Genomic DNA, 23879 nt, shown 5'->3' on the forward strand with positions numbered 1-23879 from the left:
CGGCAGAACACTACGCACATGTGGAGGCGAGCACACCTGTTGCCGGGGGCTTCACCGACCCGTCCGACGACGTTCACCGGACCTCGGCGCGCCCCACAGGCGAGTCCCCCGCCAGGCTCGATAGCGTGTTCCGGTGAGCCCGCACACGAGTCCCGGCCGGATCGGCCGCATCCCCGTCCTCGAGGTCGCTCCTGTCGTCGAGGGAGGCCGCTGGCCTGCCAAGGCGGTGGTCGGGGAGGTCGTGCCCGTCGAGGCCACGGTCTTCCGCGAGGGGCACGACGCCGTGTCCGCGACGGCCGTGCTCGTCGCCCCGGACGGGTCGGACCACTCGTGGGCGCCGATGACCGACGTCGCGCCCGGGCTGGACCGCTTCCGCGGCGAGCTGCAGCCCGACGCCGAGGGCGACTGGTCCTTCCGGGTCGAGGCGTGGTCGGACCCGTACGCCACGTGGACGCACGACGCCGGGATCAAGATCGCCGCGGACATCGACACGGAGCTCATGCTCGCCGAGGGGGTGCGCCTCTTCGAGAGGATCTGCCGCCTGGTGCCGGGCGACCAGCTGGTCGCCGACGGCCGGACGGCGCGCGACGCGCGGGTGCTGACGGCGGCCGCCAAGGCCCTGGCCGACGCCCGCCGTCCGGCCCCGGCGCGGTTCGCAGCGGCGACGTCGCCCGAGGTGGTCGAGGCCCTGCGCCGCGCGCCGCTGCGCGAGCTGGTCTCGTCGTCGGACGCCTACCCGCTGCGGGTCTCGCGGCGGCTCGCGCTGGCGGGGTCCTGGTACGAGATGTTCCCGCGGTCCGAGGGTGCGTACCAGAAGAAGGACGGCACGTGGGTCTCGGGCACGTTCGCGACGGCGGCGAAGCGCCTGCCGGGCATCGCGGCGATGGGGTTCGACGTCGTCTACCTGACGCCGGTCTCCCCCATCGGCACCACGTTCCGCAAGGGCCGCAACAACACCCTGGAGGCCGCGCCGGGCGACCCGGGCAGCCCGTACGCGATCGGGTCGCCGGACGGCGGGCACGACGCGATCCATCCGGACCTGGGCACGGAGGCGGACTTCCGGGCCTTCGTCGCCGCCGCGCGGGCGGAAGGGCTGGAGGTGGCGCTCGACATCGCCCTGCAGTGCTCGCCGGACCATCCCTGGGTCACGGAGCACCCGGAGTGGTTCGTGGTGCGCGCGGACGGGTCGATCGCGTACGCGGAGAACCCGCCCAAGAAGTACCAGGACATCTACCCGCTCAGCTTCGACACCGACCCCGACGGCCTGTACGCGGCGGTGCTCGGCGTGATCCGCACGTGGATCGACCGGGGCGTGACGCTGTTCCGCGTGGACAACCCGCACACCAAGCCGCTGGACTTCTGGGAGTGGCTGCTGGCGCAGGTGCACGCGAGCAACCCCGAGGTGATCTTCCTGTCGGAGGCGTTCACCAAGCCCGCGATGATGCAGACGCTGGCCCGCATCGGCTTCCACCAGTCGTACACGTACTTCACCTGGCGCAACACCAAGGAGGAGGTCGAGGAGTACCTGGCCGAGGTGAGCGGGCCGCAGGGCTCGGTGCTCCGCCCGTCGTTCTGGCCCACCACGCACGACATCCTCCCGCCCTACCTCATCGAGGGCGGCGTCCCGGCGTTCGCGGTGCGCGCGGTGCTGGCCGCCACGGGCTCGCCCACGTGGGGCATCTACTCCGGCTACGAGCTGGTGGAGAACACGCCCCGGCCCGGCGTCGAGGAGCAGATCGACAACGAGAAGTACGAGTACCGGCCGCGGGACTGGGCGCGAGCGGACGACTACGGGATCGCCCTGCTGCTGGGCGAGCTGAACGCGATCCGCCGCGCGCACCCGGCCCTGCGGCAGCTCCGCAACCTGACCGTGCACCCCACGACGAACGACCAGGTGGTCGCGTACTCGCGCCGGATCTCGGCCGATCACGCGTCGCGCGCGACAGCGACGCCACCGGGCCGCACCATGAGAGCAGGGGGTAACGATCGGCGTGCCCCGCGGCACGACGACGTGATCGTGGTCGTGCTGAACCTGGACCCCCGGAACGTGCAGGAGTCTGTAGTGCACCTGGATCTCTCCGCCCTCGGCCTCAGCGCCCCCGACGGCGACGACAACGCACCGTTCTACGTGGCGCACGACCTGTTGTCCGGCGAGACCTACGGCTGGGGAGCACATCCCTGGGTGCGGCTCGACCCGCAGGTCCGGGTGGCCCACGTCCTGCAGGTGGGGCCGGCATGACGACGTTCGGGCCGGGTGGCCCCGCCGTCGGGCCGCCCGAGGGATACCCCGCACAGCCGACACCGCCGACCGCTCCGGCGCCGGCGTCGGCCCGGCCGTCCGTGCCCAACCCGCCGTCGGTCCCCGTGCCCGTCCAGGCCCTGCCGCCGCGGCGGCAGCCGCGCCTGGACGCCCGGCGCAAGGGGCTCTCCGACGACCCCGAGTGGTACAAGAAGGCGGTCTTCTACGAGGTCATGATCCGGTCGTTCTCCGACTCGGGTGACGGCGGGTCGGGCGACCTGCGCGGCCTCGTGGAGCGGCTCGACTACCTGGAGTGGCTCGGCGTCGACTGCCTGTGGCTGCCGCCGTTCTTCCCGTCGCCGCTGCGCGACGGCGGGTACGACGTGGCCGACTTCACCGCCGTCTCGCCGCAGTTCGGCACCATCTCGGACTTCAGCGACCTGGTCGCCGCCGCGCACGAGCGCGGCATCCGCGTGGTGATCGACCTGGTCATGAACCACACGAGCGACGCGCACCCGTGGTTCCAGGCGTCCCGCGCCGACCCGAACGGCCCGTACGGCGACTTCTACGTGTGGAGCGACGACGCCTCGCAGTACCAGGACGCGCGCATCATCTTCGTGGACACCGAGACGTCGAACTGGACGTTCGACCCGGTGCGCCGGCAGTACTTCTGGCACCGGTTCTTCAGCCACCAGCCCGACCTCAACTTCGAGAACCCGCGCGTGGTGGAGGCCATGCTCGACGTCGCCCGGTTCTGGCTGCAGCTCGGCGTGGACGGGTTCCGGCTCGACGCCGTGCCGTACCTGTTCGAGGCCGAGGGCACCAACTGCGAGAACCTGCCCGAGACGCACGGGTTCCTGCGCAAGGTGCGGCGCATGATCGACACGGAGTTCCCGGGCCGCATCATGCTGGCGGAGGCGAACCAGTGGCCGGCGGACGTCGTGGAGTACTTCGGCACGGAGGACGACCCCGAGTGCCACATGTGCTTCCACTTCCCCGTGATGCCCCGCATCTTCTACGCGATCCGGGACCAGCGGGCCCGCCAGCTCCTGGAGATCCTCGCGGACACCCCCGCGATCCCCGCGAGCGGGCAGTGGAGCACGTTCCTGCGCAACCACGACGAGCTCACGCTGGAGATGGTCTCGACCGAGGAGCGCGCCAGCATGTACGGCTGGTACGCCCCCGACCCGCGGATGCGGGCGAACGTGGGCATCCGGCGGCGGCTCGCGCCGCTGCTGGACAACGCACGCAAGGAGATCGAGCTGGCCAACGCGCTGCTGCTGTCGATGCCCGGCACGCCGTGCCTCTACTACGGCGACGAGATCGGCATGGGCGACAACATCTGGCTGCCCGACCGCGACGCGGTGCGCACCCCGATGCAGTGGACGCCGGACCGGAACGCGGGCTTCTCCACGGCCGACCCCGGCAAGCTGTACCTGCCGCTCGTGCAGTCGCTGGTGCACCACTACCAGCACACCAACGTCGAGGCGCAGCTCGCGCAGCCGACATCGCTGCTGCACTGGATGCACAACATGCTGGCGTTCCGGCGCCTGCACCCCACGTTCGGGACGGGCGACTTCACGGCGCTCGACTGCAACGACGAGTCGGTCATCGCGTTCACCCGGTCGTCGGCCGAGGAGACGCTGCTGATCGCCGCGAACCTGTCGGCCACGGCGCGCTCGTCCACGATCAAGCTGCCGGGGTACGCCGGCTGGACGCTGACGGACGTCTTCGGCGGCGCCGCGTTCCCGAGCGTCGGCGACGACGGCATCCTGACGATGACGTGGGGCGCACGCGACTTCTACTGGCTGGTGCTGGCCCCGCCCGTGCCGGCCGGGACGAACGGCTCCACGGGAGCGAGCGAACCGGTCGGGCAGGCGCGAGAGGGGTGAGCCCGGCGCGCCCCGTCCACGTCTCCCCAGGAGCCGCGCACCTCCCGCCCGAGGTGCTGCGGCTCCTGGACACGTGGCTGCCCGCGCAGCGCTGGTACCCGGTGCCCGCCGAGGGCGTGACGCACGAGCCATGGCTCACGGTCACGTTCGGCGGGGTGGCCGACGTCGTGGTCGCGCTCCTGCGGCTCGTCGGCCCGGGGCTGGCGGCGGGCGACGAGTCGCTGGTGATCCAGGTCCCGCTGGTCCTGACCCCCACGGCGGAGCCGGAGGCCGACACCGCCGACACCGAGGCGGCCGGACTCATCGGCACCGTCACCACGGCGTCGGGCACCGCGACCGTGCACGACGGCGGGGTGCACCCCGCGGCCTGGCACGCCTACTTCACCGCCGCCCTGCCCGCCGCGTGCGAGCCGGAGGACTGCGCCGAGCTCCGGGGGGCGAGGCGCATCTCCGGCGAGCAGTCGAACACGTCGGTGGTGCTCCCGGCCCTGCCGCACGCGACGGGCCGCGGCGGGATGCTCAAGATCCTGCGGACGGTCGCCCTGGGGCCGCACCCCGACGTCGTGATCCCGGAGGCCCTGACCCGGGCCGGCTGGGACGGCGTGCCCCACTTCCTCGGCGCGGTGGAGCTGCCCGCCCCTGGCGCCGCCGGGACCGCCGGCGACGCGCACGGCGACGACGCCGGGCCGGTGGCCCACCTCGCGGTGCTCTCCGAGCTCGTCCACGAGGCGACCGACGGGTTCGAGCTGGCCTGCGCGTACGCGGCCCGGGACGAGGACTTCGGGGAGCAGGCCGCCGAGCTGGGCGCCATCGTCGCGCACCTGCACGCCGCCCTGCGCGACGCCCTGGGCCCCGGACCGGCACTCGAACCGGCCGGCTTCATGGGCGTGCTGCGCCGCCGGGCCGCCGAGGCCTTCGCCGACGTCCCCGCCCTGGCCCCGCACCGCGCGGGCGTGACCGCCCTGTACGACGCGCTGAGCGCGCGGCTGTCCGCGGTCGTCGAGCGCGGCGACGTCGTGCCGCTGCAACCGATCCACGGCGACCTGCACCTCGGGCAGGCGCTCTGGTCGCCGGACGGCTGGAAGGTCCTCGACTTCGAGGGCGAGCCGCAGCGTCCCGTGTCCGAGCGCACGGCGCCCGACCTGCCGCTGCGCGACGTCGCCGGGCTGCTCCGGTCGCTGGACTACGCCGCCGCCGTCGGGCAGGCGACGGACCCGCACTGGGTGTCCCACGCGCAGATCAGCTTTCTCGAGGGCTACCGGCAGGCCAGCGGCGAGGCGCACGGCGAGACGGTGCGCCCGGTCGATGGCGCGACGTCGACGGGCAGCCCCCTCGACGTCGGCACCGCCGAGCTCCTGCTGCGTTCCCTGACCGTGGACAAGGCGCTGTACGAGGTGGTCTACGAGTTCCGGCACCGCCCCGCGTGGACGCACATCCCGCTCGCCGCCGTGGACCGCGTGCTCAGCTCGTGACCTGGGCATCGGTACGCGCCGGGTACGTGTCGCACGTCACGCGCCCGACGTGGAAAGGTGAACCCATGGCTGACCTGCCCGACGTCGACCTCGAGGTCCTGACCGCTGTCGCGTCCGGAACCCACCACGACCCGCACACCGTGCTCGGCCCGCACCTCCTGGACGGGCCCTGGACCGTGGTGCGCGCCCTGCGCCCGCTCGCCGACGAGGTGGTCGTCGTCACGGCGAGCGCCGAGGTGTCGGCCACGCACCAGGGTGCGGGGGTGTGGGCCGCCGTCGTCCCGGCCGCCGAGGAGGAGGACGGGTCCCGGCACGCCCCCGACTACCGGATCCGGACCCGGTCCGGCACGGAGACCTGGTCGTCGGACGACCCGTACCGGTTCCTGCCCACCCTCGGCGAGGTGGACCTGCACCTGATCGGTGAGGGCCGGCACGAGCAGCTCTGGCAGGTGCTCGGCGCCAACGTCCACCGGTACCCGAGCGCGGCCGGCGACATCGCCGGTGTCGCCTTCGCGGTCTGGGCACCCAACGCGCGCGGCGTGCGGCTGGTGGGCGACCACAACGGCTGGGGCGGCACGCACCCCATGCGGTCGCTCGGCGCCACGGGCGTCTGGGAGCTGTTCGTCCCCGACGTCGGCCCGGGCCTCCGGTACAAGTTCGAGATCCTGGGCGCCGACGGCGTCTGGCGCGCCAAGGCCGACCCCCTCGCCAAGGCGACGGAGCAGCCGCCCGCCACCGCCAGCGTGGTCACCACCTCGGCGCACGAGTGGCAGGACGACGCGTGGCTCGCCGCCCGGTCGTCGACCGACCCGCACTCCGCGCCGCTGAGCGTGTACGAGGTGCACCTGGGCTCGTGGCGTCCCGGCCTCGGCTACCGCGAGCTCGCGGAGCAGCTCACCGACTACGTGGTCGAGCAGGGCTTCACGCACGTGGAGCTGCTGCCCGTCGCGGAGCACCCGTACGGCGGGTCGTGGGGCTACCAGGTCACCAGCTACTACGCGCCGACGTCGCGGTTCGGCTCGCCCGACGACTTCCGGTACCTGGTGGACCGGCTCCACCAGGCCGGCGTCGGCATCGTGCTGGACTGGGTGCCCGCGCACTTCCCGCGCGACGAGTTCGCCCTGGCCCGGTTCGACGGGACCCCCCTCTACGAGCACCCCGACCCCCACCGCGGCGAGCAGCAGGACTGGGGCACGCTCATCTTCGACTTCGGCCGTCGCGAGGTGCGCAACTTCCTGGTCGCCAACGCCACGTACTGGTTCGAGGAGTTCCACGTCGACGCCCTGCGCGTGGACGCCGTCGCCTCGATGCTCTACCTCGACTACTCGCGCAAGGAGGGCGAGTGGTCGCCCAACGTGCACGGCGGGCGGGAGAACCTGGAGGCCATCGCGTTCCTCCAGGAGGCGAACGCGACCGCCTACCGGCGCACGCCCGGCGTGATGATGATCGCCGAGGAGTCCACGGCGTTCCCTCAGGTCACGGGCCCGACGTCGAGCGGGGGCCTGGGCTTCGGCCTGAAGTGGAACATGGGCTGGATGAACGACACCCTGCGCTACCTCGCGGAGGACCCGTACAACCGCCGCTACCACCACGGCGAGCTGACGTTCTCGCTGGTGTACGCGTTCACGGAGCAGTTCGTGCTGCCGATCAGCCACGACGAGGTGGTGCACGGCAAGGGGTCGCTGCTGCGCAAGATGCCCGGCGACCGGTGGCAGCAGCTCGCCGGCGTCCGCTCGTTCCTGGCCTACCAGTGGAGCCATCCCGGCAAGCAGCTGCTGTTCATGGGGTGCGAGTTCGCGCAGGACACGGAGTGGGCGGAGTCCGAGGGCCTGCGCTGGGACCTGCTCGGCGACTCCGGGCACTCCGGCGTGCAGCACCTGGTCCGGGACCTGAACGCGCTCTACCGCGCGACACCCGCGCTGTGGGAGCTCGACTTCGACCCGGCGGGCTTCGAGTGGCTCGAGTCGGACGACGCCGACCACAACGTGCTCGCCTACGTGCGCCGGTCGCGCTCCGGGGACCCGGTGGTCGTGGTCGTGAACTTCGCGGGGGTGCCGCACGAGGGGTACCGCCTGCCGCTGCCGGAGGTGCCGTGGGCGGCCTCGGCCGCTGCAGCCGATGCGAGGGTCGGAGCCGTCGGGACCCTGCCGCCCGCCGAGCCGGTCGAGACGGCGCTGCGGCCGTCGCCGGCCGTGACGGGACCGCTGGTCGACGCCGTCGAGGGCGGCTCCGGACCCGTGTGGCGCGAGGTGCTGAACACCGACGCCACCGTCTACGGCGGCTCGGGCGTGGGCAACATGGGCAGCGTCCGGGCCGAGCCGGTCCCGCACCACGGCCGCGCCTGGTCGGCCGCCATGCGGATCCCGCCCCTGGGCGCCCTCATCCTGATCCCGGAGCAGACAGACTGACCGACCGCACCGACATGGTCGAGTCAGTGGGGTGGTCCGACCACCCCGCTGACTCGGCAAGGCCGGTGCACCGAGTCAGCGGCCGGGTCCGACCACCCCGCTGACTCGGCGATGTCGAGTCGCCGAGTCAGCCGACCGGTCAGTACAGGCTGATCGCCAGCCGCTTGCGGGCCTTGCTCACCCGCGGGTCCGTGGTGCCGGCGATCTCGAAGAGCTCCAGCAGCCGCACCCGGATCTTCTCCTTGCCGTCAGCGTCCGCCTCGGGCAGCAGCTCGAGGAGGCGCGCGAAGGCGTCGTCCACCTTGCCGCCCAGCATGTCCATGTCCGCGACGGCGAGCGCCGCGTCGACGTCGGACGGCGCGGCCGCGGCGGCCTGCCGGACGGCCGTGAGGTCGGCGTCGTGGGTGCGCTGCATGAGGTGCACCTGCGCGAGGCCGGCCGTGGCGTCCGAGTCCTTCGGGTCCTGGCGCAGCGCCTTCTCGTAGGCGGCCGCGGCACCCTCCAGGTCGTCGCGCTCGATCGCGTCGTACGCCTCCTGGTGCAGCGGCGGCAGCGGCGGCTCCACCTCGGGCGCCGGCTCGTCGGTGGCGGGGGCGCCGCCCGGGGCCCGGCCGGTGACGCCGTTCTGCTCGGCGGCGGCCAGCACCTGGTCGAGCACGCCGCGGATCTGCTGCTCGTCGGCCGCACCCTGGAACAGGGGCAGCGGCTGGCCCTGCAGCACGGCGACGACGGTCGGCACGCCCTGCACCTGGAACGCGGCGGCGACCTGCGGGGAGGCCTGCGCATCGACACGGCCCAGCAGGAACCGGCCGCCGTACTCCTGGGCGAGGCGGCCCAGGGTGGCGCCCAGCTCGGCGTTCGCCTGGTCCGTCGGGATCCACAGCAGGATCACGACCGGGTACGTGGCCGAGTCGCGGACGAGCTGCTCGAAGTTCGCCTCGCTGACGTCCACCACGAAGCCCCCGGCTTCGGGTGCGCCACCGGGTTCGCCAGGCGGCGGTGCCTGGGGACGGTTGAGGGCGGACAGGTCGACGGCGCCGCGCACCGCGAACTCGGGCTGCGCGCTCCGGGCGGGGCCGGGCTGAGGGGAGGTACTGCTCATGGGGGCAATCCTAATGAACCACGCGATCGATACCCGTCGACTCCGCTCTCGGCGATCACCGGCTCACTTGTTCGACACCGCGTAGGGCACGCGGTGGAAGCCCAGCAGGCTCACCTGCTCCGCCGAGTCGGCGGGCGGCACGTACAGCGCGACCATGTCGCGGTAGGCGACCTTCATCACCTCGGACTTCTTCGCGTCGCCCCACAGCGCCGCGGCGGACGGCGCGGCCGGCGCCAGCTGCCATCCCTTCTCCGCCTTCAGGGTCTCCTGGCTGAGCAGCGCGGCCAGCACCACGGCACCGCCGTCGGCCGTGCGGACCGCCTTGACCGGGTCCTTCGTCGGCTCGTACCCGACCTCGAAGGTGCCCTTGGCGTCCTTGTCCGCCTTCCTGATCTCCGCGAGCTGGTTCCTGCCGGCATCGCGCAGGGTCTGCCGCAGCTTGTCGTCGCCGAAGTTCGCGGCGTACTTCGACCGCTCGTCGACGTTCAGGACCGACGCGTACTGCGTCACGACCTCCTGCGGCGTCACCTTGAGGCTCGGGTCGTCGGCCGGGACGGTCGGACTGCCCAGCTCGGCCGCCGCGAACTGCGGCATCGTCACCCCCGGTGCCAGGTAGACGAAGCCCCACATCTTGTACTGGTCGCGGGGTGCGGGCTGCTCGAACGCCGCGAGCATCGGCGTGCCCTTGGCCGGCTGTTCCGTGATGACGAAGCTGCTGCGCGGCCAGCCCTGCTCGGAGGGCAGGACGAGCTGCTGCGCCGCCATCGGCATGGCGATCAGGGCCTTGCCGTCGCCGGCCGCGGCGATCCGCAGCTCGGCCCGGCGCAGCTCCAGCGCGGGACCGGTCAGCCGTTCTGCCAGCGCCTCCGCGCCGTCGGTCCCCTTCGCGCCGTCGACGACCCCCGTCACCTGGTCCAGGATCCTGCGCTCCTGGGCCTCGGTGACCACCGCGGCGACGACCGGGGCGTCGGCGACCGGGACGGGGAGCTCGGCCGTGCACCCCGCGAGCAGGAGCGACGTGACGGCGAGCGCCGTGGGCGGCACGAGCCCGGGACGCGGAAAGGGTGGCCTCCGTGAGTTCACGGAGGCCACCCTAGCCATGGCTGACGCGCAGGTCAGCGAAAGATCAGCCGTTCGAGACCGACCACGGCACGTGCTCGTACCCGACCAGGCTGACCTGGTCCTCGGAGTCCTTGGGCGGCACGTACATCGCCACCATGTCCTTGTAGTTGACCTCGACCACGTTCGTCACGTCGGCATCGCCCCAGAGCGCCTGGGTCGTCTTGGTCGGCGGGCCGATCTCGCAGCCCTCCTCCTTGGCGGTGATGGTCTCCTTGCTGATCATCGCCGCCATCACGAGGGCGCCGCCGTCCGCCGTCCGGACCGACTTGACCGGGTCCTTGGTCGGCTCGTACGCGACCTCGAAGGCTCCCTTGCAGTCCTCCTTGTTGATCGCGTCGACCTGCAGCTTGCCGTAGTCCCGGAAGAACTGGCGCAGGTCGTCGTCGGCGAAGTTGCCGGCGTACTTCGAGTCCTTGTCCACCGTGAGCACGGACGCGTACTGCTCCACGGCGGACTGGGGAGTCATCTTCAGGCTCTCGTCGTTCGCCGGGACCGCGGCGCTGCCGAGGTCGGCCTCCGCGAACTGCGGCATCGTGACGCCGGGCAGCAGGCGGACCCAGCCCCACATCTTGTACTGCTCCCGCGCGCTGGACTGGTTGAAGGCCATGAGCACGGGCGTGGTGAGGTCCTTGGGCTGGACCGTGATCGCAAAGCTGGTGCGCGGCCACTCCTGGTCGGAGGGCAGGATCACCTGCTGCATCTCCATCGCCAGGTCCGTCAGCGGTTCCTTGTCCTTGCGGGCGGCGGCGACCTTGAGCTGCGTCTCGCGGATCGCGAGGGCCGGCCCGGACAGGCGCGCGGCGAGCGAGTCGGCGTCGCTGGACTTGGTCACGCCCTCGACCACGCCGGAGACCTTGTCCAGGATCTTGCGCTCCTGCGACTGCGAGACCACGGCAGCCGCGACGGGCGCCTCCGGCTTGGGGACGGGGAGCTCCTCGGCGCATCCGGCCAGCAGACCCGTGGCGAGCAGGGTCGCCACCACGGCCATGGAGCGGGTCGTGGTGCGTCTCATCGATTACCTCCGTCATCGTTCCCCGTGACGCCCCAGGTCTGGCGCCACGCAGCGGCACGGCTGCTCGGGGTCTCCTGCTCGGGTTCGGGCTGCGGCTCGGCGGCCGGGACGGCCGGCATGGCACCGGTCGCCGCACGGCGCTGCGCCTGCTCTCGCATGCGCATCTCGCGCCGGGTCATCGGCTTGCCCGACGCCGCGGTGTCGGCCTCGGCCGGAGCCGGTGCGGCAGGCCGCGCGGGAGCGGGCTGCGTGTGCTCGGGGACGGCGCCGCCGAACTGCGCGGGCGCGGACTGCACAGGCGCTGCCGGGGCGGGCGCGCCAGGACCCTGGCTGCGCCGGCTGCGCCGCATGCCGCGGATGGAGGCCGCGGGGGCGGCGACCGGCGCGGGAGCCGGCGCGGGAGCCGGCGCGGGCTCCGGTGCCGGGACGATCGGGGCCGCGCCGCCGAAGGGAGCGGGCGCACCCCAGGCCTGGGTGCGGTCCTCGGTGGGCTCGGGCGTGCCCGGGTCGGGCCGGCCCGGGCGTGGTGCACCTGGTCGCTGGGTACCCGAGCGCGGCGTGCCCGGCTCGGGGCGTGCGCGGCCCGGACGCTCCGGGGCCGCCGGCGGGAAGACCGCCGTGCCACCGTCGGGCGCGTCCCCGGGCGCTCCGCCCGGTGCGGGCGGGAACCCGCCGCGGGGCTCCTCCGGGTGCTGGTCCGCCTCGCCGCCGTCGACCCCGAAGACCGCGTCACGACGCGGCAGCTCGGGGGACGACTGGCGCGTCCGCACCGCGGACGTCGAACCGCCCTTGCCCTTGCCCTTCTTGCGGCGGGAGCCGAGGAGCATGAAGACGCCGAGGATGAGGACGAAGCCACCGCCCAGCACGCCGGGCCACAGGTACGGCGTGGTGACGGGGCGCGGCCAGGTGAGCTCGAGCGTGGGTGCCTCAGCACCCTTGCCGACGCCCGCTGCCAGCAGCACGACACGGCCGGGCTGCTCGGTCCAGCGCAGGGAGGCCACGCCCTCGCCGCTCGTCTCGGAGATCCACATGTCGGACCCGGCGGGGTCCGGACCGGTGGTCGGCTTCTCAGCCGGGGCCTCCTCCGCCTCCTCGTCGTCCGTGGCGGCGGGGGTGCCCGGCGCGACGCTGAGCGTCTCCCACGAGGAAAGACCGGTCACCGAGTCGTAGGGGTCGCTGCCGACCCAGCCGAGCACGTCGACGTCGGACCCGAGGGCAAGCGTGACCTTCTGTCCCTCGGGGACGGTGGCCCGGACGGTCACCTGGTCGTCGACGAGACCCAGCACGCCGGGATCGGTCACGACCATGGTTCCGTCGCCGCTGGGGGTCGCGGTCGCGACAACAGTGTCGGAATCGCGCAGGACGGTTGCCGTCGCGATCCCGAAACCGATCCCGCCGAGGCCGGCCAGGATCAGGAGAATCGCCAAAAAGCGTTGCACCACCGATTCCCTTCGAATTTATGGGCACGAGCCCGTCGATCAGGTGGATGTTCCAGCATAGGGACCGAACTCAGAGCACTGTCCAATGACGGGTGTGCTTGTGAGGTTCGGCCGGGACTCTCACTCTTCCTTCACCGAGGTCTGCCTGAACCGCCACGGTGGTCAAGGGGTCCCGGACCAGCGGGCAGTATTCCACGCATTGCGTAGATTGCATCCCGCTGCGGAGTATCCACATCCGCAGAAGGCACGTATTCTGGGCGCCGGACGGGCCGATAACCGGCGTCCCAGGGGGGAGCCTGACCCGCGCCTCACCAAGTTCCGACACTGGAGGTCTGCACCGTGTCCGACGAGCGCTCGCTCTTCCCGACTGCCATGCGTGGCTACGACCGCGACCAGGTGCACGCGCACCTGGACCGGCTGAACCACGCGCTCGAAGAAGCACGCCGGCAGGTCGAGGCCTCCGACGGCCGTGCCATGCAGCTCACGCAGGATCTGAACGATGCCAAGCGCAACCTGCGCGAGACCGAGAAGCCGTCGTACGCCGGCCTCGGTTCCCGCATCGAGCTCCTCCTGCGTTCCGCCGAGGACCAGTCGACGGACATCATCAACCAGGCCAACCAGCAGGCCGCGGACATCATGGCACGCGCCAAGCTGTCGGGCGGCCAGGTGCGCTCCCGCGCCGAGTCCGAGGTGGCCGAGATGCTCGCCAGCGCTCGTCGCGAGGCCGAGGAGATCCGCACCACGATGGCCGCCGAGGCGGAGGGCCACCTGCTCGCCGCGCAGCGCCGCGCCGAGGAACTCGTCGGCTCCGCGGAGCGCGAGTCCGCGCAGATCGCCAGCGCGATCAACGCCGAGGAGAGCGAGCGCCGGGCCAGCCTGGAGCGAGAGCTCGGCACCCTGCGCTCGACCGTCGAGCGGGAGACCACGGAGCTGCGCGTCAACACCGAGCGCGAGACCGCCAAGCTCCGCGCCCAGGTGAACGCGGAGACCACGGAGCAGCGCGAGACCGCCGAGCGCGACTCGTCGGCGATGCTCGCCAGCGCCCGCGCCGAGTCCGAGCAGATCCTCTCCGAGGCCCGCCGCCAGGCGGCCGAGGCGTCCAACGCCGTCACCACCGAGATGGAGGACCTGCGCGAGCAGGCCCGCGCGGCGCTCGCCCAGGCCGAGCTCGACATCGCCACGCGCAAGGAGGCCGTGGAGAAGGAGCTCGCCGAGCGCCACGAGACGGCCAAGGCCGAGACCGCCAAGCTCGTCAAGACGGCCGAGGAGCACGCGGCCGAGGCCGAGAAGCGGGTCGCCGTCGCGCTGGAGCAGTCCGAGAAGATCCGCTCCGAGTCCGACGTCTACGTCAAGGACCTCGTGGCCGACGCCCGCAAGTCCGCGGACCGGATCGTGGCCGACGCCCGCGAGTTCGCGGAGCAGACCATCGACGACGCCCGCGCCGAGGCCGAGTCGAGCCGGTCCGCCGCGCAGCACCAGCTCGAGGACCTCACGCGTCAGCACGACTCGATCAACTCCTACCTGGAGGAGCTGCGCGGGATGCTCGGGACCCCGGCGGCGCCGGGCGCACCCGCCGCGACGCCCGCCCCGGCGGCCAAGGCCGCGAGCATGGCGGGGGCCACCCCGGCGCAGCAGGCACGCTTCGCGGTCGTCGGCGACGGCACCGAGGCCGAGCCCGAGGTTCCGGACTCTGCCGACGCCGACGGGTCGATGCCGGCCTCGATCCCGCCGAGCAACCCGACGCCCGTGCCCGTCGGCACCGCGACCGTCGTGATCCCGTCGGTCAAGGGCACCAAGGCCAGCACGAAGGCCGGCCAGGCCGCCTCCGACTCGACCTCCTCCCCCGCGGAGAGCGACGACGCCGAGGCACCCGTCTCCGAGAAGGCCGGCGCGTCGAGCTGACCTGCTCCCCCGGCTGGACCGGGACAGAGCGAGGGGCGTGACCCACCACCCGGTGGGTCACGCCCCTCGTTCTGTTCTGTCCGGCCCGGTCAGTGGTGGGCCACCACGTGCGTGTGCAGCAGGCCGAGGGCCGCCGCGACCGCCTGGGGTTCCTCGACGACGCTCAGGTGCCCGGCGCCGGGCACCAGCGTGAGCGCGGCGTCGCCCATCGTGGGGCCCAGGGGCGAGCCCGCCGCCCGGACCATGTGCTCGGCCTCGGCCAGCGGCGTGATCGAGTCTTCGGCCCCCACGACGACGGCGACCGGCACGTCCAGGCGATCGAGCACGTAGGTCCGGTCGGGCCGGGACGCCATCGCGCGCTGCGACCAGGCGACACCCGCCGGCGACTGGGCGCGGATCCACGAGTCCAGGACGGGGAACAGGTTCCGGCGGTGCTCCGTGCTGGTGGCGCCGACCAGGTTGGCGGGCATGCCGAGCACCGCGTCCACGGTCTGGGTGGCGTCGACCGCGGCGGCGATCCGCAGCCGCTTGGCGCGCGCCTCCTCGGTGTCCGCCGTCGACTTCGTGTTCACCAGGCCCAGGCCCGCCACGAATCCCGGGTGCCGCTCGGCCAGGGCGAGCGCGACGTACCCGCCCATCGAGTGCCCGACGACGACGGCGTTGCCCTCCCCCGCGTCGGTCATCGTCAGGTACACCGCGTCGGCGATGTGCTCGATGCTCGGCGGGAACCCGTCCAGGTCGCTGTGCCCGGCACCGGGCAGGTCGACCGCGATGGCCCGGACGCCCGGCGGGAGGTATTCCGCGCACGCCGCCCACATCCGGTGGTCGAGCGGGAAGCCGTGCAGCAGCACGAGCGGCACACCCCCGCCGTCGCGCAGCGTGAAGGTCGCCAGGTTCCTGGTGGCTCGAGAAGTCATCGTCGTCCTCCTCTGGTGGGTGCTGTGGTGGTGATGGTGCCTGGCGGGGTCGCTCAGGAGACGCCCAGCGGCCCGTCCCAGTGGGTCGGCAGCGGGAGCGGGTGGTCGGGCAGGACGTGGGCGACGATCTCGTTCAGCGCACGGGCGACGGCCGGCTCGCCGACCCAGAGGTGCTTCGCGCCGTCGACGCCGATCACCTCGGCCTGCGGCACGCGCGCGAAGCGGCGGCGGGCCTCGTCGGGCCGGAGGTAGTCGTCGAGCTCCGGCACCAGGACGACGAGCGGCTTGCCGAACGCCGCCCAGCGGTCCAGGTCCTCGTCCGTCGCGCGGTGCAGCGGCGGCGAGAGCAGGATCGCGCCCTCGACGCTCGGGTCGGCGCCGTGCTTGAGGACCAGCTCGGTACCGAACGACCAGCCGACCAGCCACGGCCGGGGCAGCCCGCGGAACTCGGCGAACTCGATCGCGGCCGCGACGTCGTACTTCTCCGCCTCGCCGCCGTCGAACGTGCCCTCGCTCGTGCCCCGGGGGGAGGAGGTGCCCCGCGTGTTGAACCGCAGCACGGCCAGGTCGGCCAGCGCGGGCAGGCGCCACGCGGCCTTGCGGTACACGTGGGAGTCCATGAAGCCGCCGTGCGTGGGCAGCGGGTGGAGCGTCAGCAGGCTGGCCGCCGGCTCGACGTCCGCCGGTAGGGCGAGCTCGCCCACGAGCGTGAGGCCGTCGGCGGTGTGCAGCTCGACGTCCTCCCGCTGCGCGGGCAGGACGGAGAGCGAGCGGATCTGGTGGGTCGTCTGGCCGGAGGCCGCGTCCGGCGTCGCTTCAGTGGTCATCGGGACCATTGTCCTCCCGCACACGGGAGGGCGCGCCGGCGTGGGGGTGTGTGTCGCAGCACCCTGGCCGCCTGTACGGCAGCACCGGGCCGCAGGCCCGTCGGGCCCGTCGCCTCAGCGCAGGTTGGCCCGGCGCTGCCAGCAGCTCGTGTGCCAGTGCCGCCGGGCGTCCAGCCCGGCCTCGGGCCCGCCGAAGCCGTCCGTCTTCCACGCGACGACGTGCGCCGTGCCCGGCGTGACCTCCTGCCGGCAGGCGGGGCAGACGTAGGTCTTGTCGGACGACCGGATCCGCTGCACCACCCACTCGCCGTCCGCCGCCGACTCGCTGCGACGCCCGCCCGTCGCCCGGTCCACGTCGAGGGGAACATGGCCCGCGGCATACGGACGCTTGCTGGAGCGGCGGTTCGACGGCATGCCATCTATTCTTCCGCAGGGCGGAGCGGATGGCTCAAGGCTGTTCGGGAACAGCCCGCATCGCGCACCACAATGCCTGGGAGCCGCACTCATCTCCGCCCGCTAGAGTGTGGCGGTCCCCAGCAAGGCGCACACCGACCGAAGGACTACTCGTGAAGCACCGCACCACTGCCGGCCTGGCAGCCGTCGCGCTGGCATCCATCGCGCTCACCGGCTGCGCGAGCGGCGACGACTCCGGGAGCAGCAACGCCGCTGCCTCGGACGGAAACGTCTGCGAGGTGACGGCCGCCGCGGAGCCGTCGCCCGCGCCCAGCCCGTCCGAGGAGGACGTCAAGGCGGTCGACGCGATCGAGGTCTCGGGCCCGGTCGGCAAGGAACCGAAGGTGACGTTCAAGGCGCCGCTCAAGGTCACGACCCCGACGTCCCGCGTCGTGGACGAGGGCACCGGCGCGGAGCTCGTCGAGGGCGCCCAGGTGACCATCAACTACGTGGTCATCGCGGGCAAGGACGGTTCGACCAGCGGCTCGACCTGGGAGACCAAGAAGCCGGAGTCGTTCACGCTCGGCGACCCGCAGTACGACCTGCTGAACGACCGCCTGATCGGCCAGAAGGTCGGCACGCGCCTCCTCATGGCGAGCACCGCGATGGACCAGACCATCCAGGTGACGATGGTCGAGGTGACCGAGTCCAAGGAGATCCCGACGCGTGCCGAGGGCACGGAGGTGGCCCCCAAGGAAGGCCTGCCCACCGTCGAGCTCGCCGACGACGGCCAGCCGACCGTGACGATCCCCGCGGACTACGAGGCGCCCACCGAGCTGGTGGTCCAGCCTCTCGTCGAGGGTGACGGCGCCGAGGTCACGAAGGACCAGACGGTGACCGTGCAGTACGCGGGCTGCCTGCTCGACGGCACGTCCTTCGACTCCTCGTGGAGCCGTGGCACGCCGACGTCGTTCCCGCTGAGCGGTGTGATCCCCGGCTGGACCAACGGCATCGCCGGCCAGAAGGTCGGCAGCCAGGTGCTGCTCGTCGTCCCGTCGGACCAGGGCTATGGCGAGCAGGCGAACGGCGCGATCCCGGCGAACTCGACGCTCGTGTTCGTGGTCGACATCCTTGAGGCCAAGGCGGCCTGACCCCGCCGGCCCGCTCGCGGGCCGGCATGAGATCTGGCGCACGCACGCTGCGCATCGCCGCTGATCACGGCACTGACGTGGCGGGTACCCGAGCCGGGTGCCCGCCACGTCTCGTAGGGTCTTCCCATGACCTCGACCGACCTGCCGGCCACTGAGCCCGCTCCCGTGGAACGCGAAGTTCTCACGTGGGAGACCTTTCCCGTCGCGGTGCGCGACCTGGCCCACAAGGTGGTGGACAGCGGGTTCGTGCCCGAGGTCGTGATCGCCGTCGCCCGGGGCGGTCTCGTGCCCGGCGGTGCCATGGCCTACGCGCTCGGCACCAAGGGTGTCGGCACCCTGAACGTCGAGTTCTACACGGACATCGGCAAGACGCTCGACGACCCGCGGGTGCTGCCTCCCCTCATGGACACGTCCGAGCTCCCGGGCGCCAGGGTCCTCGTGGTCGACGACGTCGCCGACTCCGGCCGCACCCTCGCGCTCGTCATGGACATGCTGGAGAAGAAGGGCGCGGAGGCACGGTCCGCCGTTCTCTTCACGAAGCCGCGCACGATCATCCAGCCTGACTACTCGTGGAAGGACACCGATCTGTGGATCACCTTCCCCTGGTCGGCCGAGCCGCCGGTGACGGGCGCCCGGTCGATCGACGCGTGACCCGCTGAGCCCCGGTGAGCCGCTGAGTTCCTGTGAGTCGCTGCGCCCCGGCGTGCACGGTCAGGCCCACGAGGCACGTGACCAGCACGCCGAGGGCCAGCCCCGAGGCCACGTCGTGCACGTAGTGGACGCCCGCGGCGACGCGGGCGCCCGCCACGGCCAGTGCCAGTGGCACGACGAGGGGCCAGAGCCGGGGCGCGGCCAGGAGACAAGCCACCGCCAGTGCGCCCGCGATGGTCGAGTGGTTGCTCGGCCAGGACCAGTCCGCCGGGGCCGGACACGCGAGCACGGTGGCGACGTCGACCGCCCGGCACGGCCGTTCCTCCGTGACCAGCAGCTTCACCACCTCGCTCGTGACGTACGCCGCGACGGTGCCCAGCCCGGCCGCGGCGAGCAGCCAGAACCGCGGGCGGTCGCGGAACCAGGTGAGCAGCACGAGGCCGGCCGTGACGGCGACGAGCGCCAGCAGCCCCTTGTCCGCGACCAGACCCGCGAGGCCGGCCAGGGGCGATGCGGCGGTTCCGCCGGCGATGCCCTCGAAGAGGGAGCCGCGGGCGGGCCACGCCAGGAGCGCGACGGCGGACAGGACGAGCAGGGCACTGCGGGCCGCGGGCAGGACGGCGTGCGGCACGGGGCCGGCGACCCGTCCGGCGGGACGATGCGCTGGCGGTGCATGGCGTGTGGTGGTCATGCCGAGAAACGCTAGGAACCGCCGGGGCCGCGCGGATCTGACGTGGGTCAGGAGTTGCCTATGACCCTGGTCCTACATCGCCCGCCCGAAGATCAGACCCAGGCTGGAAGCGCGCGCCCGGCGTGTCGACGACGATGGTCCGGTGACCCCGCCGTCAGCGTCCACCGACACCGACACCACCGCCATCGACGCCGCGCGCTCCGCACCGATCTCTGAGGCCGCAACCCGGACCGGCGCTCGGACCACCGCAGCGGCCGCCCCGTCCCGCGGCGGCGCTGCCCATGCCGTCGGGCTGTTCCTCGCGGCCGCGTTCGCCGTGCTGCTGGTGCTCGCCGGCGTCGATCCCTGGTGGATGATCCCGCTCGCGGCGGTCGCCGCACCCCTCGGCCTGGCCGACCGTGGAGCCCGCCGGGGTGTGCTCGCGATGGCCCTCGCCGCGGCAGCCGGCGCCGTCGCCGTCCTGGCCGGATGGACCGACCCGCGCGACGCGCTCGTCACGGCGGCCCGCGGTGTCGTCACCGGTGTGCTGCCCTGGTCGGTGGCAATGGCCTGGCGTGCCCGGCGCGCCGCCGAGGCCGACGCCGCGACGGCGCTCGTCCGGGACCAGGACGCGCGGCGGCTGCGCGCCGAGGCCGACCTGGCGCGGCAGCGGCTGCACCTCGCCGAGGGCCTGCACGACGACCTGGGGCACGCCCTCAGCCTCGTCGCCCTCAACCTGGGCCGGCTGGAGCTCGAGCTGGAGCGCGGTCGGGACACCGAGCCCGACGCCGACACCGGCGCGGACGCCGCGGTCGGCTCGGAGTCCGAGCGTCGCCAGGCGTCGGACGTGTCGGCACGCGAGTCCGTCGCGCTGGCACGGCGGCAGGTCTCGGACGCGGTGGCCCGCCTCGGTGCGTCCGTCCAGACGCTGCGCGCCGGCGTGCCCGACGGCCCACCTGCCACGGGGGCCACGACAGGTCTCCTCGACGAGGTCGGCCTCCACGCCCTCGTCGAGGAGGCCCGCCGTGCCGGGGCGGACGTCGAGCTCGGCGGGTCGCCCGGGCCCGAGCGCCTCGCCGCCTTCGGGCCCGTCGCGGCACGGGTGGTCCAGGAGGGCCTGACGAACGCGCTCAAGCACGCGCCGGGTCAGCCGGTCCGTGTGGAACTGAGGGAGGACGCCGAACGCCTCGTGGTGGTGCTGCGCAACCCGTTGCCTGCCTCGGACGCCGGGCAGGCACACGACCGGCCGACGCACGCTGGTGGGGGCACCGGGGTGCGGTCGCTCGGGCGGCAGGTCCGTGCTGCGGGCGGATCGATCGAGGCCGGGCCGACCGGTTCCGACTACGTGCTGCGCGCGGAGCTGCACCCGGCGGCCGATCCCCCGTCGGTGCGCGATGCAGCCCGTCGCCGTGAAGGCACGGACGCGGCCGCTCGCCTCGCGGGCACGACGCCGGCGCCGCAGAGCGCGCACGCCGTCACCGACGGGCTGACTCGTGCCCGACGCCGAGGAGGGGCGTTGCTGCTGGCCGCGGTGCTCGTACCGGCCGCCGCCCTGGTCGTGGTCGCGGGTGCGATCCAGCTCGCGGACCATCTCCAGGCCAGGCGTGCGCTGCTCGATCCGACCGACTTCGTCCGCATCGCGGTGGGCGACACCCGGTCCGACGTCGACCCTCTGCTGCCCGGGGCTACGCTCGCTCCACCCCGCGGCGCCGACCCGGCGTGCGACCACTACGCCGTCACGGCGGACCTCCTCGCCGACGCGTCCGGCGACGCCTACCGGATCTGCTGGACGGACGGCCGCGTGACGTCGACGGACCTCGTGGTCGGCGGTGCGTCATGAGCGGCCCAGGCGCTCCCGCTCCGCTGCGAGTCGTGCTCGCGGACGACGAGCCGCTCGTACGCGCCGGGCTGGCCGGGATCCTTGAGACCGACGACGGGATCCGGGTCGTCGCGCAGGGCTCCTCGGGCGAGGAGGCGCTGGCCGCGGTGCATGCGCACCGGCCCGACGTCGTGCTCCTCGACGTGCGCATGGGCACGATGAGCGGCCTGGAGACCCTCGCTGAGATCCGGCGCACCGCCGGGTCCCTCCCGTGCCTCATGGTCACGACGTTCGGCGAGGACGAGTACATCGCGGAGGCCATCCGCCTGGGCGCCGACGGGTTCGTGCTGAAGTCGGGCGACCCCCGAGAGCTGCTGCTCGCGGTGCGCGCCGCGGCGTCGGGCGGTGCGTTCTTCTCGCCCGCCGTGTCGCGGCGACTGCTGCAGACCGGACTGGGCACGCGCTTCATCGCTCAGCAGGAGGCCAGGAGGCGGTTCGAACGCCTCACCCAGCGGGAACAAGAGGTGCTGGCCCTGATCGGCGAGGGACTGCCGAACCCGGAGATCGCGGCGCGACTCCACCTCGCCGAGGGCACGGTCAAGGTGCACGTCACCTCGATCCTGCGCACCACCGGTGCCCGCAACCGGGTCGAGGCGGCGCTCATCGCGGCCAACGCCGACGCCGGGCCGCCGTAACCGGACGCCGATCACGTACACGCGCCGGCGGCGCGGGACTCGCGAGGTGCAGCGATGCCGCGCCGACCTCCGAACGGCTCGGCCGCTACGGCTCGACCTGGATCCAGCCGGCCAGGTCCCGCCAGCCGGCGACATCGGCGGTCCAGCCGACCACGATCTGGTGCGCGACCGTGAGACCAGGACAGATCGCCTGGTAGATCGGGGTGTCGGGGCTCTCGCGGTACTCCACGACGAACGCCGGCCCGTCACCGTCGAGGGTGGTCTGGACAAACCTGTTGGGCTTCGTCAGGTCCTCGATGACCAAGAACTGCTCCCGACCACGGCGGACCTGGTGGAAGAGCATCAGCAGGTCGTACGGCGTCGGGTCAAGGGTCGGTGCCGTCCGTCCGGTCAGCACTCGAACGCGTCCGGGCGCGGCCATCGGCACGTCGGCGGGCAGTCGCTTGCGCCAGTCGGTCACCCGCACCCGTACCTTCGCAGCGGCACTTCCGTCCCAGGCGACCTCGAAGCCATGTCGAGCGATCGTCGTAGCGACGATCTCCCCCACCGCCACGGCTGTGGACCCAGCAAATCCGCCGAACGACAGGTAGAGGTCGCCGGGCGTATCGGCGAGCCGATCGGCCTCCTGGCGATGGAAGAAAACGTACCCGAGCGGCTCCGCGCCGTTCGGGTCGGCCTCGTCGTGGATCTCGGCGACACCGCAGGTGTTGCAGCAGGCGAAGCACATCCTCGCCGCCACACCGAGGGTCTCCAGCTCGGCGAACGCCGTGGCCAGAGCCGAGTAGCTACCTTCGTCCGCCCAGCTCGCCTGCTCGACGACGCGCGCCTGCCACTCCTGACGAGCCGCTCCGGCTGCTGCCGTCCGCAGTTTCGCGGCGGCGTCCGGCTCGAGCATCTCGTCAGCGGCTCGGAGCACCTGATCGAACGGGGTGAACCCCGCTCGCACCATCGCCCGGATCTGATCTCGCACGTAATTCAGCTCGTCGCCCTCAGCCAACGGCGCCACGTCCATGTCGGTCACGCCCGCGACAGTAGCCGTGCTCACCGACAGCGCCCGCACAGCCAGCCCGCACGCCAAAGGCCCGGGACCGCAGCATGCTGCAGTCCCGGGCCCTGGTCAGTCGCTACGGGCGACGGCCTTCCGACGAGGCGTCAGAAGTCCCAGTCGTCGTCCTCGGTCTCCACGGCCTTGCCGATCACGTACGACGAGCCCGACCCCGAGAAGAAGTCGTGGTTCTCGTCCGCGTTCGGCGACAGCGCCGCGAGGATCGCGGGGTTGACGTCGGTGTCCTCCTTGGGGAACAGCGCCTCGTAGCCCAGGTTCATCAGGGCCTTGTTGCCGTTGTACCGCAGGAACTTCTTGACGTCCTCGGTCAGCCCCAGCTCGCCGTAGAGCGAGTCGGTGTACTCGACCTCGTTCTCGTACAGCTCGAAGAGCAGGTCGAACGTGTACGCCTTGAGGTCGTCCTGCTCGGGCTGCGTCAGCTTGGCGAGGCCCTTCTGGTACTTGTAGCCGATGTAGTACCCGTGCACGGCCTCGTCGCGGATGATGAGGCGGATCAGGTCGGCCGTGTTCGTGAGCTTCGCCCGCGAGGACCAGTACATCGGTGCGTAGAAGCCGGAGTAGAACAGGAACGACTCGAGCATCGTCGAGGCGACCTTGCGCTTCAGCGGGTCGTCGCCCCGGTAGTAGTCGAGGACGATCTCTGCCTTCTTCTGCAGGTGCTCGTTGCTCTCGGACCACTCGAACGCGTCGTCGATCTCCGGCGTGGACAGCAGCGTGGAGAAGATCGAGGAGTAGCTCTTCGCGTGCACGCTCTCCATGAAGGCGATGTTGGTGTACACCGCCTCCTCGTGCGGGGTGAGCGCGTCCGGGATGAGCGACACCGCGCCGACCGTGCCCTGGATGGTGTCCAGAAGGGTCAGGCCGGTGAACACCCGCGACGTCATGGTCTTCTCGTGCTCCGAGAGCGTGTTCCACGACTGGATGTCGTTGGACACCGGCACCTTCTCGGGCAGCCAGAAGTTACCGACCAGGCGGTCCCAGACCTCGAGGTCCTTCTCGTCCTCGAGGCGGTTCCAGTTGATCGCCGTCACGCGATCGATGAGCTTGAGCTTGCCAGTTGGCGACATGGGAGTTCCTTCAGGGGCGACGGTGGTACGGGTGA

Annotated in this window: 19 protein-coding genes; 9 read left to right on the forward strand and 10 right to left on the reverse strand. The window is 72.5% G+C overall.

From position 1 onward, the window contains the following. Nucleotides 1–133 precede the first annotated feature (133 nt). From AB0I29_RS15225 to glgB, 4 genes are all read left to right on the forward strand, one after another. A complete protein-coding gene (locus AB0I29_RS15225) occupies nucleotides 134–2239 on the forward strand; it encodes an alpha-1,4-glucan--maltose-1-phosphate maltosyltransferase (RefSeq protein WP_357482699.1) in 2106 nt (701 codons plus the stop codon). Beyond that, on the forward strand, nucleotides 2236–4131 hold the full coding sequence (gene treS, locus AB0I29_RS15230; RefSeq protein ID WP_357482702.1) for a maltose alpha-D-glucosyltransferase: 1896 nt from the start codon (nucleotides 2236–2238) through the stop codon (nucleotides 4129–4131). Before AB0I29_RS15225 ends, treS begins: the two co-directional genes overlap by 4 nt. Continuing rightward, on the forward strand, nucleotides 4128–5603 hold the full coding sequence (locus AB0I29_RS15235) for an aminoglycoside phosphotransferase (RefSeq protein WP_357482705.1): 1476 nt from the start codon (nucleotides 4128–4130) through the stop codon (nucleotides 5601–5603). Before treS ends, AB0I29_RS15235 begins: the two co-directional genes overlap by 4 nt. A 65-nt stretch (nucleotides 5604–5668) precedes the next feature. After that, nucleotides 5669–8011 (forward strand): 1,4-alpha-glucan branching protein GlgB, encoded by a 2343-nt coding sequence (gene glgB, locus AB0I29_RS15240; protein WP_357482708.1) that lies wholly within the window; start codon nucleotides 5669–5671, stop codon nucleotides 8009–8011. A 139-nt stretch (nucleotides 8012–8150) separates the two neighbouring features. On the opposite strand, the gene AB0I29_RS15245 is transcribed toward glgB, so the two are convergent. The 4 genes from AB0I29_RS15245 to AB0I29_RS15260 all read right to left on the reverse strand — a co-directional run bounded on the left by AB0I29_RS15245 (nucleotide 8151) and on the right by AB0I29_RS15260 (nucleotide 12548). Further along, on the reverse strand, nucleotides 8151–9113 hold the full coding sequence (locus AB0I29_RS15245; protein WP_357482711.1) for a tetratricopeptide repeat protein: 963 nt from the start codon (nucleotides 9111–9113) through the stop codon (nucleotides 8151–8153). 63 nt (nucleotides 9114–9176) lie between these two features. Continuing rightward, nucleotides 9177–10196 (reverse strand): hypothetical protein, encoded by a 1020-nt coding sequence (locus tag AB0I29_RS15250; RefSeq protein ID WP_357482714.1) that lies wholly within the window; start codon nucleotides 10194–10196, stop codon nucleotides 9177–9179. 43 nt (nucleotides 10197–10239) lie between these two features. After that, entirely contained in the window at nucleotides 10240–11247 is a 1008-nt protein-coding gene (locus tag AB0I29_RS15255) for a hypothetical protein (RefSeq protein WP_285108383.1), read from the reverse strand. Then, nucleotides 11244–12548, reverse strand: coding sequence for a hypothetical protein (locus AB0I29_RS15260; protein ID WP_357482717.1), 1305 nt, complete (start codon nucleotides 12546–12548; stop codon nucleotides 11244–11246). The genes AB0I29_RS15255 and AB0I29_RS15260 overlap by 4 nt, the downstream gene beginning before the upstream one ends. A gap of 477 nt (nucleotides 12549–13025) precedes the next feature. Between AB0I29_RS15260 and AB0I29_RS15265 the strand changes: the two genes are divergently transcribed. Beyond that, nucleotides 13026–14588, forward strand: coding sequence for a DivIVA domain-containing protein (locus tag AB0I29_RS15265; RefSeq protein ID WP_285108380.1), 1563 nt, complete (start codon nucleotides 13026–13028; stop codon nucleotides 14586–14588). An 89-nt stretch (nucleotides 14589–14677) separates the two neighbouring features. Here AB0I29_RS15265 and AB0I29_RS15270 read toward each other — a convergent pair whose 3' ends face one another. The 3 genes from AB0I29_RS15270 to AB0I29_RS15280 all read right to left on the reverse strand — a co-directional run bounded on the left by AB0I29_RS15270 (nucleotide 14678) and on the right by AB0I29_RS15280 (nucleotide 16746). Further along, complete coding sequence (locus tag AB0I29_RS15270; protein ID WP_357482721.1) at nucleotides 14678–15505, reverse strand: alpha/beta hydrolase; 828 nt, start codon at nucleotides 15503–15505, stop codon at nucleotides 14678–14680. A 53-nt stretch (nucleotides 15506–15558) separates the two neighbouring features. Beyond that, nucleotides 15559–16341 carry an alpha/beta hydrolase gene (locus AB0I29_RS15275; RefSeq protein ID WP_285108378.1) on the reverse strand — a complete coding sequence of 261 codons (783 nt, stop codon included), beginning with the start codon at nucleotides 16339–16341 and terminating at the stop codon, nucleotides 15559–15561. Between the two features lie 105 nt (nucleotides 16342–16446). Then, a complete protein-coding gene (locus AB0I29_RS15280) occupies nucleotides 16447–16746 on the reverse strand; it encodes a hypothetical protein (protein ID WP_285108376.1) in 300 nt (99 codons plus the stop codon). Nucleotides 16747–16898: 152 nt separating this feature from the next. Between AB0I29_RS15280 and AB0I29_RS15285 the strand changes: the two genes are divergently transcribed. Together AB0I29_RS15285 and AB0I29_RS15290 are read left to right on the forward strand one after the other, a co-directional pair. Continuing rightward, nucleotides 16899–17876 (forward strand): FKBP-type peptidyl-prolyl cis-trans isomerase, encoded by a 978-nt coding sequence (locus AB0I29_RS15285; RefSeq protein ID WP_285108374.1) that lies wholly within the window; start codon nucleotides 16899–16901, stop codon nucleotides 17874–17876. Nucleotides 17877–18002: 126 nt separating this feature from the next. After that, nucleotides 18003–18527 (forward strand): phosphoribosyltransferase, encoded by a 525-nt coding sequence (locus AB0I29_RS15290; protein ID WP_285108372.1) that lies wholly within the window; start codon nucleotides 18003–18005, stop codon nucleotides 18525–18527. Here the strand turns inward: AB0I29_RS15290 and AB0I29_RS15295 are convergent. Beyond that, on the reverse strand, nucleotides 18469–19218 hold the full coding sequence (locus AB0I29_RS15295) for a phosphatase PAP2 family protein (RefSeq protein WP_357482726.1): 750 nt from the start codon (nucleotides 19216–19218) through the stop codon (nucleotides 18469–18471). The genes AB0I29_RS15290 and AB0I29_RS15295 overlap by 59 nt on opposite strands. Before the next feature lie 142 nt (nucleotides 19219–19360). On the opposite strand from AB0I29_RS15295, the gene AB0I29_RS15300 reads away from it, so the two are divergent. Together AB0I29_RS15300 and AB0I29_RS15305 are read left to right on the forward strand one after the other, a co-directional pair. Next, the gene (locus AB0I29_RS15300; protein ID WP_357482729.1) at nucleotides 19361–21037 is read left to right on the forward strand and encodes a hypothetical protein; all 1677 of its coding nucleotides are present in this window, start codon (nucleotides 19361–19363) and stop codon (nucleotides 21035–21037) included. Further along, on the forward strand, nucleotides 21034–21711 hold the full coding sequence (locus AB0I29_RS15305) for a response regulator transcription factor (RefSeq protein ID WP_357482732.1): 678 nt from the start codon (nucleotides 21034–21036) through the stop codon (nucleotides 21709–21711). Before AB0I29_RS15300 ends, AB0I29_RS15305 begins: the two co-directional genes overlap by 4 nt. Before the next feature lie 85 nt (nucleotides 21712–21796). On the opposite strand, the gene AB0I29_RS15310 is transcribed toward AB0I29_RS15305, so the two are convergent. Beyond that, nucleotides 21797–22732, reverse strand: a complete 936-nt coding sequence (locus AB0I29_RS15310) for a hypothetical protein (protein WP_357482735.1) — start codon at nucleotides 22730–22732, stop codon at nucleotides 21797–21799. Nucleotides 22733–22863: 131 nt separating this feature from the next. After that, nucleotides 22864–23844, reverse strand: a complete 981-nt coding sequence (gene nrdF / locus AB0I29_RS15315; RefSeq protein ID WP_285108366.1) for a class 1b ribonucleoside-diphosphate reductase subunit beta — start codon at nucleotides 23842–23844, stop codon at nucleotides 22864–22866. Between the last annotated feature and the right edge of the window lie 35 nt (nucleotides 23845–23879).

Origin of the sequence: Promicromonospora sp. NPDC050262 (assembly GCF_040655935.1) — a bacterium.
In the GTDB taxonomy this organism is placed as follows: Bacteria; Actinomycetota; Actinomycetes; order Actinomycetales; family Cellulomonadaceae; genus Promicromonospora.